Source organism: Methylophaga sp. UBA2689, from assembly GCA_002354555.1.
GTDB lineage: Bacteria > Pseudomonadota > Gammaproteobacteria > Nitrosococcales > Methylophagaceae > Methylophaga.
In genome coordinates, this window is sequence record DELT01000064.1 from 12507 (window position 1) to 25029 (window position 12523).

At 45.7% G+C, this 12523-nt stretch carries 14 protein-coding genes; 13 read left to right on the top strand and 1 reads right to left on the bottom strand.

The window, feature by feature from the left end; translation table 11 throughout:
* The coding region (locus B3M51_RS07470) for a signal recognition particle receptor subunit alpha (protein WP_292757977.1) at window positions 1–572 on the bottom strand (572 nt) is incomplete at its 3' end.
* Between the two features lie 63 nt (window positions 573–635).
* Here B3M51_RS07470 and B3M51_RS07475 point away from each other — a divergent pair.
* The 13 genes from B3M51_RS07475 (at window position 636) to rsfS (ending at window position 12443) form a co-directional block, all read left to right on the top strand.
* Window positions 636–1997 carry a M16 family metallopeptidase gene (locus B3M51_RS07475; protein WP_104934557.1) on the top strand — a complete coding sequence of 454 codons (1362 nt, stop codon included), beginning with the start codon at window positions 636–638 and terminating at the stop codon, window positions 1995–1997.
* Window positions 1987–3288 carry a M16 family metallopeptidase gene (locus B3M51_RS07480; RefSeq protein ID WP_292757979.1) on the top strand — a complete coding sequence of 434 codons (1302 nt, stop codon included), beginning with the start codon at window positions 1987–1989 and terminating at the stop codon, window positions 3286–3288. Before B3M51_RS07475 ends, B3M51_RS07480 begins: the two co-directional genes overlap by 11 nt.
* Window positions 3272–3844 carry a 16S rRNA (guanine(966)-N(2))-methyltransferase RsmD gene (rsmD, locus tag B3M51_RS07485; RefSeq protein ID WP_292757980.1) on the top strand — a complete coding sequence of 191 codons (573 nt, stop codon included), beginning with the start codon at window positions 3272–3274 and terminating at the stop codon, window positions 3842–3844. Before B3M51_RS07480 ends, rsmD begins: the two co-directional genes overlap by 17 nt.
* 9 nt (window positions 3845–3853) lie before the next feature.
* Window positions 3854–4342 (top strand): pantetheine-phosphate adenylyltransferase, encoded by a 489-nt coding sequence (gene coaD, locus B3M51_RS07490; protein WP_292481107.1) that lies wholly within the window; start codon window positions 3854–3856, stop codon window positions 4340–4342.
* Window positions 4343–4399: 57 nt separating this feature from the next.
* Window positions 4400–4654 (top strand): YfhL family 4Fe-4S dicluster ferredoxin, encoded by a 255-nt coding sequence (locus B3M51_RS07495; RefSeq protein ID WP_292481106.1) that lies wholly within the window; start codon window positions 4400–4402, stop codon window positions 4652–4654.
* 73 nt (window positions 4655–4727) lie between these two features.
* A complete protein-coding gene (locus tag B3M51_RS07500) occupies window positions 4728–5114 on the top strand; it encodes an H-NS histone family protein (protein ID WP_292481103.1) in 387 nt (128 codons plus the stop codon).
* Window positions 5115–5274: 160 nt separating this feature from the next.
* On the top strand, window positions 5275–7728 hold the full coding sequence (gene leuS / locus B3M51_RS07505) for a leucine--tRNA ligase (RefSeq protein ID WP_292757982.1): 2454 nt from the start codon (window positions 5275–5277) through the stop codon (window positions 7726–7728).
* An 18-nt stretch (window positions 7729–7746) separates the two neighbouring features.
* On the top strand, window positions 7747–8232 hold the full coding sequence (gene lptE / locus B3M51_RS07510; RefSeq protein ID WP_292757985.1) for an LPS assembly lipoprotein LptE: 486 nt from the start codon (window positions 7747–7749) through the stop codon (window positions 8230–8232).
* Between the two features lie 5 nt (window positions 8233–8237).
* Window positions 8238–9269 carry a DNA polymerase III subunit delta gene (gene holA / locus B3M51_RS07515; RefSeq protein WP_292757987.1) on the top strand — a complete coding sequence of 344 codons (1032 nt, stop codon included), beginning with the start codon at window positions 8238–8240 and terminating at the stop codon, window positions 9267–9269.
* Window positions 9266–10555 carry a glutamate-5-semialdehyde dehydrogenase gene (locus tag B3M51_RS07520; RefSeq protein WP_414673440.1) on the top strand — a complete coding sequence of 430 codons (1290 nt, stop codon included), beginning with the start codon at window positions 9266–9268 and terminating at the stop codon, window positions 10553–10555. Before holA ends, B3M51_RS07520 begins: the two co-directional genes overlap by 4 nt.
* Window positions 10536–11195 carry a nicotinate-nucleotide adenylyltransferase gene (gene nadD, locus B3M51_RS07525; RefSeq protein WP_349676719.1) on the top strand — a complete coding sequence of 220 codons (660 nt, stop codon included), beginning with the start codon at window positions 10536–10538 and terminating at the stop codon, window positions 11193–11195. The genes B3M51_RS07520 and nadD overlap by 20 nt, the downstream gene beginning before the upstream one ends.
* A 6-nt stretch (window positions 11196–11201) precedes the next feature.
* On the top strand, window positions 11202–12053 hold the full coding sequence (locus B3M51_RS07530; RefSeq protein ID WP_292757991.1) for a YdcF family protein: 852 nt from the start codon (window positions 11202–11204) through the stop codon (window positions 12051–12053).
* 33 nt (window positions 12054–12086) lie between these two features.
* Entirely contained in the window at window positions 12087–12443 is a 357-nt protein-coding gene (gene rsfS / locus B3M51_RS07535) for a ribosome silencing factor (RefSeq protein ID WP_014706491.1), read from the top strand.
* The last annotated feature ends 80 nt before the right edge of the window (window positions 12444–12523 follow it).

Genomic DNA, 12523 nt, shown 5'->3' on the forward strand with positions numbered 1-12523 from the left:
GCTGCAGCACGAAATGTATCACCGGCCGCCAGCATCACTTTTTTGCCTTGCAGCTGAAACTGTTTGGCCAGTTTGCCAATGGTTGTCGTTTTTCCAACACCATTAATACCCACCATCAGGATCACAAAAGGACTGGCAGATGATGGAATCTGCAATGGTTGGGAAACTGGGTTGAGAATATCCACCATATCGGCATGCATTGCTGCAAACAGGGCTTCTGGGTCATTAAGCTGCTTGCGGGCAACACGTTGTGTTAAGTCGTTAATAATGGTCTGGGTGGCTTCTATGCCTAAATCTGCACTGAGCAGTTGGGTTTCCAGTTCTTCAAGCAAATCATCATCAATGGTCTTTCTGCCTAATACCAAATCGGCAAAGCCTTCGGTCAATTTGGTACTGCTGCGACTCAGTCCCTGTTTGAGGCGTCCAAAAAATCCTGGGGTCTCTGAAACATCGCTGGCTTGAGTATCTGCAGTAATTTCCGCATCATGTGTGATTGACTGCTGTTCAGTGAGGAGTTGCTCCTCGCTGCTGTTTTCGCTGGGTTTGGCTTTTTTTCTGAGGAAACTAAACATATTCTCGGTTTGTCGTTAGTGTTCGATTATTAATCTTATCATGTGATCAATTGTGAGATGCAGATGCACACCTTAAAAAAACTTGTTTGGGCGCTGCTGATAGTGCCTGTTATTGGCTTTGCGCAAGTCAGTGAATATCAGCTGGACAATGGTCTTAAATTACTGGTCAAACCTGATAACCGTGCACCGGTAGTGGTTTCCCAGGTCTGGTACAAAGTCGGTTCAAGCTACGAGCACAATGGCATTACCGGTATATCACATATTCTTGAACATATGATGTTCAAGGGCACCGAAAACCTTGGGCCAAATGAGTTTTCCCGCATTATTGCCGAAAATGGTGGGTCACAAAACGCCTTTACCGGACGCGATTACACCGCCTATTTTCAGACCTTGGAAAAAGAGCGTTTGGAGATCAGTTTTCGCCTTGAAGCCGAACGAATGCGCAATCTGATTATTGATGATGCGGAGTTGCTTAAAGAGCGTGAAGTGGTTGCTGAAGAACGAAGAATGCGTACTGATGATAATCCACGTTCGTTATTACGTGAGGCAATGAATGCCATGGCGTTTATGAACAGCCCTTATCATCACCCGGTTATTGGATGGATGAATGATATTAATCATTATGACCCTGAAGATCTGCGTGAGTGGTACCAAATGTGGTATGCCCCCAATAACGCAACCGTTGTGGTAGTTGGCGATGTTAAGCCCGACGAGGTTTACCAATTGGCACAGAAATATTTTGGCCCATTGCAACCAGAACAACTGGCAACGGTTAAACCTCAAGTTGAGGTTGCTCAGCGTGGCAAGCGTACTTTGGAACTAAAAGCGCCTGCGGAACTGCCATATTTGATGATGGGCTGGAAAGTCCCGGTCGTAAAAACCGCTGTTGAAGAATGGGAGCCTTATGCGTTGGATGTTCTGGCAGGCATTCTTGATGGCGGTGCAAGTAGCCGGTTTTCTCGTGAATTGATTCGAGAACAACAGGTTGCTGCCGGAATAAGTGCTTATAACAGTGCGTTTTCCCGTTTGGATGATGTATTTACCATTGCTGGTACACCTGCTCAAGGTAAATCCGTGGATGATGTAAAACAAGCGGTGTTGAATCAGCTTGATAAAATCAAAACTGAACCCGTTACCGAGGCAGAATTGCAACGAGTCAAAACTCAGGTGATTGCCAGCTCTGTCTATCAGCTTGATAGTGTTTTCTATCAGGCCATGCAGTTAGGCATGCTGGAAACAGTTGGCCTCGACTGGCGTCTGGTTGACAGTTATCCCGATAAAATCAGTGCAATTACTGCTGAACAGGTTCAACAGGTCGCACAAAAATATTTTATTGATGAAGGACTTACCGTCGCAGAACTGATTCCAATGCCCACAGACAATACTACTCCACGTCCTACTTCGGGAGATCCACATGCTCGCTAAGTTTTCTTTTTTATTCACTGGACTCTTACTGGCCTTTAGTGTTTCTGCCAGTCCGCAAATAGAAAATTGGCAAACTGCCAATGGCACTCAGGTATATTTTGTCAAAGCCCAGGAACTGCCCATATTGGATATTCGCCTGGTATTTGACGCTGGCGCTGCTAGGGATCCGAAAGGCGGGGTGGCGTTACTGACGAGCTCAATGCTCAATCAAGGAACCAAAAACAAAGACACCGATGCGATTGCTACTGCATTTGATGATGTGGGTGCCGAGTTCAGTTCTGAGTCTGAACGGGATATGGCGGTACTGAGTCTGCGGACTTTATCCAAAGCAGATGCATTGCAACCTGCCGTTGATACATTTGTAGAAGTTATCAGTCAGCCGTCCTTTCCGGAAAAGTCTTTCGAACGTCTTGTCAATCAAGTGAAAACCAGTCTGCAAAGCGAAAAACAATCGCCGTCTGCCATAGCAGAACGGGAGTTTTATCAGCAGCTGTACGGAGACCATCCATATTCATCTATGCCGATAGGCACGGAAGATTCAATAGAAGAAATCAGTATTGCCGATTTACAGGAGTTTTATCAGCAGTTTTATGTGGCGAACAATGCTGTACTGGTCATTGTCGGTGATGCAAATATTAAGCAGGCAAAAACCTTGTCTGAAAAAATTTCCGGTAGTCTTCCCGCAGGTAAAAAAGCGGCAGCATTACCTGAAGTTGAATCACTTGAAACTGCCCAACAAAAGCATCTGCCTTATCCATCAAGTCAAACCACGATTCTGATGGGGCAACCCGGTTTAACCCGCGATGATCCAGACTTTTTCCCGCTGTATGTGGGTAATCATGTTTTAGGTGGCAGTGGACTGGTGTCCATTATCAGTGATGAAATTCGTGAAAAACGTGGCTTATCTTACAGTGCTTATAGTTATTTCAGACCAATGCGTGAGGCTGGGCCATATCAGTTTGGCCTGCAGACTCGTAATGATCAGGCAGAACTAGCATTGGAAGTACTGGATCAGACGCTGGTTGATTTTGTTGAGCAGGGCCCGACTAAAGAGCAACTCACAGCTGCACAGAAAAATATTACGGGTGGATTTGCCTTGCGTCTGGATAGCAATAGTAAAATTGCCGATTATCTGGCGATGATGGGCTTTTATCAGTTGCCGCTGGATCATCTGGAGACCTTTAATTCAAGAGTGAACGCAGTGACCGTTGATCAGATAAAAGCCGCTTATCAAAAACGTATTCATCCCCAAAAAATGGTCACAATACTGGTGGGTGGCGACGCTGAATAAATCATCACGTCAGTCTGTACGAATTATCGGCGGTCAATGGGGGGGGAGAAGATTATCATTCCCTGTCGTGGAAGGATTAAGACCGACCTCTGATCGTATTCGCGAGACGCTGTTTAACTGGTTACAACCGCATTTGCCGGAAGCTGTTTGTATGGATCTATTCAGTGGTAGCGGTGCTTTGGGTTTTGAGGCAGCCTCAAGGGGCGCTGCCAAAGTTGATATGATTGAACTGGATGTGCAGGCTTATAAACAGTTGCAGGCTAATAAAACAATGTTAGCTGCAGAGCAATGCGCATTGTTCAGGCAAACCGCACAGCAGTTCTTAAATCAATCCAGTACACCATACGATGTTATTTTTCTGGATCCGCCTTTTGGTGCCGATTTATGGTCTGAAATAGCCGGTTTATTAAATCAGCGAAATCTATTGCATAAAAATAGTCTGGTTTATCTGGAATGTAATAAACATCAAAACCTGACTGACTTACCAGATAACTGGCATTTATTTAAAGATAAACAGGCAGGTGATGTAAGATATTGTTTATTTAAAATGCAATAAGGTTTTGGCATGTCAATCACCGCCATCTATCCAGGTACATTTGATCCGATTACCCACGGGCATACTGATTTGGTTCAACGTGCCAGCCGTTTATTTGAAAAAGTGATTGTTGCTGTCGCTGCGGACACCGGTAAAAAACCGGTATTTTCAATTGAGCAACGTTTGGCATTAGCGAAACAAACCCTGGATGATTTACCTAATATCGAAATAACATCCTTCGATGGATTATTGGTGAATTATGCAATGCAGCGAAATGCCTCAGTAATTATTCGTGGACTTCGTGCTGTTTCAGATTTTGAATATGAAGTTCAACTTGCCGCAATGAATCGTCGTTTACAGTGGGAAGTTGAAACATTATTTCTGGCTCCGGCAGAACAATTTACGTTTATTTCATCAAGCCTGATCAGACAAATAGCGGCTTTGGGTGGAGATGTTTCCCAGTTTGTTGCGCCCTGTGTACAACAGGCTTTACAGCAGCAACTGGCAGACAAAAAATAGTCGAGTTAAAATTTATCGGTTTGATTACCGTTTTATAAAGAGTTATCGGAGTAAACCATGTCTCTGTTTATTACTGACGAATGCATTAATTGTGATGTATGCGAACCGGAATGTCCTAATGGCGCAATTTCGCAAGGCGAGGAAATTTATGTAATTGATCCTGACCTGTGTACTGAATGTGTTGGTCATTTTGATACCCCACAATGCGTAGAAGTCTGTCCGGTGGATTGCATACCTAAAGATCCAGATAATGTTGAATCTCATGATCAACTTTATGCAAAATACAAAGTATTGGTATCTGTTGGGAATTAAAAAGTTTTCAAATAGACAAAGTTAATAATACTGATATTATTCGTTTTTATAAGTTTTAGATAAAGGTAATGTGATGAGTAATTTATCTGCTTTGCAACTGGAAAAACTCTCAGAACAAGAGCTGCAAAAATTGATTAGTCAGTCAAAAAAACAAATTAAAAAATTGAAAACAAAAAAAGTTACAGAACTGAATAGTAAAGATAGCGATGTTGTTGCTGTGGCTGATGCGGTAAGAACCCTGGCAAAAGAAAAAAAAGTTACTCCTGCAGAAGCCCTGACGGCTGTGGCTAAAAATATGCGAGTGGGTTTATCAGGTGCACGCAAACCTCGTGCTGAAAGCGCTGACAAATACCGTCATCCGCAAGATCCGCAAAAAACCTGGAAAGGGTTTGGTAAACGTCCTTTATGGTTGGTCGAAGAACTGAATCGTGGACGTAAATTAGAAGAGTTCAGAATCTAGATAAAACTTCATAGTGCAGTATCATCTGCTGCACTGTTTCTGATTTCATTGTTGCCAGAAATTATCCTCCGATGTGTCAATAAACTATTCGGTGCTTTCGGCATTTCTGTCGCTGAGGTATCCTTCCATCTTTCCTGCACCGTATTCACAAAGAGAACCCATGCAAGCTGATTATCGCCCAGATGTGATCGAAACTGCTGCCCAAACCTGGTGGCAGCAACATCAAACTTTCCGTGCTACCGAAGACACCAGTAAAGAAAAATTCTATTGCCTGTCGATGTTTCCCTATCCAAGCGGTCAGCTGCATATGGGGCATGTGCGTAATTACACCATTGGTGATGTTATTTCTCGTTATCAGCGCATGCTGGGCAAAAATGTGTTGCAGCCAATGGGCTGGGATGCGTTTGGTTTACCCGCTGAAAATGCCGCATTAAAACATCAGGTGCCACCGGCTGAATGGACCTATAAAAATATCGATTATATGCGTGCTCAGTTACAGCGTCTGGGCCTTGCGTATGACTGGGATCGAGAAATCGCCACCTGTAAACCGGATTATTATCGTTGGGAACAATGGTTGTTTGTACGCTTGTTCAAAAAAGGTCTGGTTTATAACAAAACGGCTGCCGTTAACTGGGATCCGGTCGATCAAACGGTATTGGCCAATGAGCAGGTTATTGATGGTCGTGGCTGGCGTTCAGGTGCATTAGTTGAGCGTCGTGAAATACCTCAATGGTTTATGAAAATCACAGATTACGCAGAAGATCTGCGTGATGATCTGCAACAGTTATCCGGTTGGCCGGAACAAGTCAAAACCATGCAAGCCAACTGGATTGGTCGTTCAGAAGGTGTCCAAATCACCTTTGCCGTGGCTGACAGTGAAGAGGATCTGGCCGTTTACACTACACGGCCGGATACTCTGATGGGGGTCAGTTATCTGGCCATTGCAGCAGAACATCCATTAGCCTTACGCATGGCTGAAACCAATGCACAGTTGCAGCAGTTTATCGAAGAATGTAAGAAAACCGACACCACAGAAGCAGCATTGGAAACGGCTGAGAAAAAAGGCATGACAACTGGCGTATCGGTTATTCATCCAGTCAGTGGTGAACGTATTCCAGTCTGGGTTGCTAACTTTGTATTGATGGGCTATGGCACCGGCGCGGTTATGTCAGTACCGGCCCATGATCAGCGTGATTTTGAATTTGCGCAAAAATATGATTTACCAATCCGTCAGGTTATCGAACCAACAGACGACAGTGAAATTGACCTGCAACAGAATGCCTTTACCGAAAAAGGTCGTTTGGTGAATTCGTCGCAGTTTACCGGTCTGACTTCTGCAGAAGCCTTTGACGCGATTGCCGATGAATTAACCAAACAGAATAAAGGCGAACGTCAGGTCAACTATCGGTTACGTGACTGGGGTGTTTCACGACAGCGTTACTGGGGAACACCTATCCCGATAATCTACTGTGAGCACTGTGGTGCAGTTCCCGTGCCGGAAGCCGACTTACCTGTGTTATTGCCGGAAGATGTGGTGGTCGATGGCTCGGGCTCGCCGATCAAATCCATGCCCGAGTTTTATCAATGTGATTGTCCTGAGTGTGGCAAACCGGCTCGCCGCGAAACCGATACCTTTGATACGTTCTTTGAATCATCCTGGTATTACGCACGTTTTACCAGTGCGGATAATCACGAAGCGATGCTGGATCATCGAGCTGATTACTGGTTACCGGTTGATCAATATATTGGTGGCATCGAACACGCTGTTTTGCATTTACTGTATGCCAGGTTCTTCCATAAATTATTACGTGATGAAGGTCTGGTCAGTGGTGATGAGCCATTCAAGAACCTGTTAACCCAGGGCATGGTACTGAAAGACGGTGCCAAAATGTCCAAGTCAAAAGGTAATACCGTTGATCCACAGGCATTAATCGATGAATACGGTGCCGATACAGCGCGCCTGTTTATGATGTTTGCCGCACCACCAGAAATGTCATTGGAATGGTCAGACAACGCTGTGGAAGGTGCCAACCGTTTTCTTAAACGGTTATGGCGCAGTGTTCATGAGCACACTGAAAAAGGTGTTGTGAAAGACAAAAATCTTACCGATCTCTCCGAAGCGGCGACAAACCTGCGCCGGCTGGCCCATCAGACACTGACAAAAGTCGGCGATGATTTGGGGCGTCGTCATACGTTTAATACGGCTATTGCAGCAGTGATGGAGTTGATGAACGGCTTAAGCAAATTTACCGAACAAGATACTCAGGCGCGGTCAGTTCGTCAGGAAGTGCTGGAATTAGTTGTGTTGATGTTAGCGCCTATTACGCCGCATATCTGTCATGCATTGTGGTCTCAGCTGGGTTATGACAAAGCCGTGATTGACGCTCAATGGCCTGAAGTGGATGCCGAGGCTCTAAAACAGGACAAAACCGAGCTGATGATTCAGGTCAATGGTAAGCTACGTTCGAAATTGATGGTCGATGTAAATGCACAGCAAGCGGATATAGAGCCACTGGCTATCGCAGATGAAAATGTTCAGCGTTATATTGATGGCAAAACCATCCGTAAGGTTATTCTGGTGCCGGGAAGACTGATTAATATTGTTGTCGGCTGATAAACAAAGGAAACAGTAATGTTGAAGAAACTGATTATTGCAGTTTTTTGTATGACGGTAGCGGCTTGCGGATTCCAGTTGCGTGGTGCCGCAGATTTACCTGAAAGCATACAGACATTGCATATTCAGGGTATCAGTATGCGCCAGGGACTTGGCTTGGAACTTAAACGCACCTTGAGACGTAACGGTATCAATGTGATTGATGATTACATGGAGGGTGCTGCGGTATTAAGCTTCCTGGAAAACCGCTATGAGCGGAACGTATTGTCAGTGGGCGGCAATGCCAAGGTCAGTGAATATGAATTGATATTGGAAGTTGCATTTCAACTGACAGACAATCAGCAAAATAAATTAATAGACAATGAACGCTTTGAAGCCCAGCGAGATTATCAGTTTGACCAGGAACAGGTGTTAGGCCGTGATGGTGAAGAAAGTTTGTTGCGTGAAGAAATGGAAAAACAGATTAGTCAGGCAATAGTTCGCCGTTTGTCCGCTTTGGATTAGAATTGATGCGAGTAAAAGCAGAACAGCTGAGCTCACAGATACAACGTAGTTTTCCTGTCACCAGTGTGGTGTACGGTGATGAAGCCCTGCTGGTGGAAGAAGCCGCAGACATGATACGTCAGCAGGCCAAAGTTCATGGTATTGCCGAACGGCAGGTTTGGCACGCCGATGCACGATTTGACTGGTCCAAACTTAGATTTGCCGACGATAGTCTTTCTCTGTTTGCCTCGCAGAAACTGGTCGAAATCAGACTTCCTTCTGGGGCTCCCGGTAAAGAGGGTGGAGCGTTTTTGAGAGAGTTTGCCGAGCAACCTGCACCCGATACGTTCTTACTACTGATCACTGGCAAGCTGACTCCACAGCAACAAAAAGCTAAATGGTTTACCGCCTTGGAAAGTGCAGGCATTAGTGTTCCGCTCTGGCCAGTCAGTATTGAAATGCTTCCCCGCTGGATCCAGCAGCGCATGCAACAGAAAGGCTTGCAGGCAAGCTTCTCGGTCGCCACCCTGCTGGCAGAAAGAACAGAAGGCAATTTATTCGCAGCCGCTCAGGAAATCGATAAACTGGTATTACTGAGCCCCGATGGTCAGGTGGATGAACCATTATTAATGGAAAGCGTAGCTGACAGTGCCCGGTTTGAGGCATTTTCGCTGATGGATGCTGTCTATGCTGGTCAGTCAGACAAAATTCCGCGCATGTTAAGAATGTTACAGGCTGAAGGTAATGATGTATTGGCGGTGTTTTCGGCAGTATCCTGGTCTTTACATCGAATGATTGATATGGCTGATCAGTTGGATAAAGGTGCAGCTCCAACCCAGGTTTTCAGCAGTCAGAAACCTCCCGTCTGGGATAAGGCAAGACCATTGATTCAATCAGGATTACGTCGTCACGCTGCAGTGAAATGGCGAACATTTTTACCGCAAATGGCGGCAATTGATCGCGCCGCAAAAGGTGGCGGTAATGATAATGCCTGGCGGATGCTGACTACCCTGTGTTTACAGGTCGCCGGTGTACCAATGCAATTACAGCAAACATGAAAGCAGAGAAATTAAAAGAGGAGAGTGCTGTGGAAGTCGCAGCCTACATGCAGAAACTGGGTCAACAAGCTCGTGAAGCCAGCCGGGTATTGGCCCGTGCAACGACCAATGATAAAAATGCCGCGCTATTGGCGATTGCCACGGCGATCCGCAGTCAGGCTGCTGAGTTGAAAACTGCCAATCAACAGGATTTACAGTCCGGCAAAGCTAAAGGGCTGGATGCTGCGATGTTGGATCGTCTGACATTGACCGATGACCGCATTGAGTCAATGGCACAAGGTCTGGAACAAATTGCGGCTTTACCTGATCCTATTGGCGAAATCAGTGATATGCGGTACCGGCCGTCCGGTATTCAATTAGGACAGATGCGCGTACCGCTGGGCGTTATTGGCATCATTTATGAATCACGGCCAAATGTGACCGCTGATGCTGCTGGATTATGTCTGAAATCCGGTAATGCCACTATTCTGCGTGGTGGCAGCGAAGCAATACATTCGAATCAGGCTATTGCAGCCTGTATCCATCAAGGTTTGCAGCAGGCCGGTTTACCAATTACTGCGGTTCAGGTCGTTGAAATCACTGATCGCGAAGTGGTGGGGCAACTGATCACCATGCCTGAATATGTCGACGTCATTGTGCCACGCGGTGGGAAGAGTCTGATCGAACGTATTAGTCATGACGCTCGAGTGCCTGTTATCAAGCATCTTGATGGTATCTGTCATGTATATGTCGATGTGGAAGCTGATTTGACCATGGCGCAAGAGATTGCCTTTAATGCCAAATGTCACCGTTATGGTGTTTGCAATGCAATGGAAACGCTGCTGGTGCATGCTGATATTGCCAACGAGTTTTTGCCTGCTATGGCCCAACGTTTTAGCAATGAAGGCGTTGAATTGCGTGGCTGTAATGAAACCTTACATATCCTGCCGGATATCACCGTGGCAACGGACGCCGATTGGGATACTGAATATCTTGCGCCAATTCTGTCGATAAAAATTGTTACGGATGTAGACGATGCGATGCTGCATATTTATCAGCATAGTTCTGCCCATACCGAAAGTATCGTGACGCAAAATTATGCCACCGCCAGACGCTTTTTGCAGGAGGTGGACTCCAGTTCGGTGTTGGTAAACGCATCAACACGTTTTGCTGATGGGTTTGAATATGGTCTGGGTGCTGAAATCGGTATTTCTACCGATAAATTGCATGCTCGTGGTCCGGTGGGTTTAAATGGTTTGACGTCCCAAAAATGGATAGTGTTTGGTAGTGGTCAAATCAGAACATAAACCCGAAGCAATCGGCATTCTTGGCGGTACCTTTGATCCGGTACACTTCGGCCATTTGCGCTCGGCTCTGGAAGTCTGCCAGCTGCTGGAGTTAAATCATGTGCGGCTGATTCCGTGCGCGATTCCGCCGCATCGCCAGCCTACCATGGCCAGTGCTGATGCACGGCGTTTGATGCTGGAAATCGCCGTAAAATATGTACCCCAATTAACGGTTGATGATCGAGAACTGCATCGCGAAGGGCCCTCTTTTTCCGTGGATACCTTACTCAGTCTGCGCGAGCAATTTGTCGCTAACCCATTATTTCTTATTTTGGGTACCGATGCTTTTCGTAGCATTAGCAGCTGGTCCCGCTGGCAACAAATTCTGCAATTAGCACATATCGTGGTGGTGCAAAGACCTGATGAAACACTTGATATGCATGATGAACTGCAGGTCTGGTATCAACAGAATCTGGCTCAGGCAGAAGATCGACAACTCTCATCAGGCAAAATATGGCCATTGAAAGTTACGCCAATGGCGATTTCCGCGACGCAAATCCGTGATGAATTATCGGCGGGAAACCCGGTCAACTTTTTGTTACCGGATTCGGTTATTTCTGTGATAGAGCAATTAGAACTCTACACGTCGAAAAAACAGTAACGTTTCATGGAACAAGTATTTTTTGTAATATCAAAATTGGCCTGGGCGGTGCTCAGTCCGTTTATGATGCTTAATCTGTTACTGGTATTTGGCACGCTGTTTTTATTGTTTGGTTATCGAACGATCGCGCTCAGATTTCTGTTGCCAGCACTGGTGTTCAGTGTGAGTCTGATGATATTTCCAATTGGCGATTGGTTAATTCATCCACTGGAAGCTCGTATCAGCAAACCCCAGCAACTGCCAGAAAATATTGATGGCATTATTGTTCTGGGGGGCGGGGAAGATATAAAAACCACCATCAGCTGGCAACAGCCTCAGGTCGGCCAGGCCAGTGACCGTTATTTTGGCGCTGCGCTGTTAGCTAAACAATACCCTGACAGTCCAATCATTTTTACCGGTGGTAGCAATTTATTGCGCTTTGATGCCGGGGCAACGCCTGCCGAGCTTAGCCATCAATTACTGACCATGGTGGGAATTGATGAAAAGCGACTGATCATTGAATCTCAATCACGTAATACCTATGAAAATTTCCAGCGGCTGAAAACGGTTATACCCAAAAGAAATGGTCAGTATCTTTTGGTGACTTCGGCTTATCATATGCCGCGCTCAGTAGGTATTGCTGAAAGACAGGGTATAAATGTTGTGCCTTATCCGGTGGATTATCGAAGTCAAACGGGAGAGTCTCGTCAGTTGGACTTTGCGGTGTTTGAACAACTGGAAAAACTTGAGCCTGCCTGGCGTGAGTGGGTAGGACTGACTGTTTATTTTATTACCAGAAAAACCAGCCAGTGGTTTCCGGAGGAACCTAGTGACCGCTTCGTCGAAACCACCACAGACGCACAGGCTGACATACGTTAAACTTAACAACGAAATTTATTATTTGGAGTGCCCATGAAGGCAGAACAACTGAAATTATTAGTGATTGACGCACTGGAAGACATTAAAGCAGAGGATATCACCGTGCTGGATGTAACCGGTATGACCGATGTTACGGATGTAATGATCATCGCTACTGGTAAATCCAACAGACAGGTTAAAGCACTGGCGAATGAAGTTTCTTCTCAGGCAAAAGCGGCTGGCGTCCAACCTCTTGGTATGGAAGGTGAAGATATTGGTGAATGGGCTTTGGTGGATTTAGGTGATGTGATTGCACATATTATGACGCCGCAAACCAGAGCGACTTACAATCTGGAAAAATTATGGTCTGTCGCTGAAGTTACGCAAAGTGCTTCGGCAGATAGTGAATGAAACTGAATCTGCTTGCTGTCGGCCAGAAAATGCCGCAGTGGGTCATCGAAGGTTATAACGAATACGCACGGCGTATGCCG

Bases quoted from the DNA above. Each gene is read 5' to 3' on its own strand.
- B3M51_RS07520 (WP_414673440.1), top strand. From the start codon at position 9,266: ATGAAAGCAGAGAAATTAAAAGAGGAGAGTGCTGTGGAAGTCGCAGCC.
- B3M51_RS07495 (WP_292481106.1), top strand. From the start codon at position 4,400: ATGTCTCTGTTTATTACTGACGAATGCATTAATTGTGATGTATGCGAA.
- B3M51_RS07500 (WP_292481103.1), top strand. From the start codon at position 4,728: ATGAGTAATTTATCTGCTTTGCAACTGGAAAAACTCTCAGAACAAGAG.
- lptE (WP_292757985.1), top strand. From the start codon at position 7,747: ATGTTGAAGAAACTGATTATTGCAGTTTTTTGTATGACGGTAGCGGCT.
- leuS (WP_292757982.1), top strand. From the start codon at position 5,275: ATGCAAGCTGATTATCGCCCAGATGTGATCGAAACTGCTGCCCAAACC.
- B3M51_RS07475 (WP_104934557.1), top strand. From the start codon at position 636: ATGCACACCTTAAAAAAACTTGTTTGGGCGCTGCTGATAGTGCCTGTT.
- B3M51_RS07530 (WP_292757991.1), top strand. From the start codon at position 11,202: ATGGAACAAGTATTTTTTGTAATATCAAAATTGGCCTGGGCGGTGCTC.
- rsfS (WP_014706491.1), top strand. From the start codon at position 12,087: ATGAAGGCAGAACAACTGAAATTATTAGTGATTGACGCACTGGAAGAC.
- B3M51_RS07480 (WP_292757979.1), top strand. From the start codon at position 1,987: ATGCTCGCTAAGTTTTCTTTTTTATTCACTGGACTCTTACTGGCCTTT.
- holA (WP_292757987.1), top strand. From the start codon at position 8,238: ATGCGAGTAAAAGCAGAACAGCTGAGCTCACAGATACAACGTAGTTTT.
- coaD (WP_292481107.1), top strand. From the start codon at position 3,854: ATGTCAATCACCGCCATCTATCCAGGTACATTTGATCCGATTACCCAC.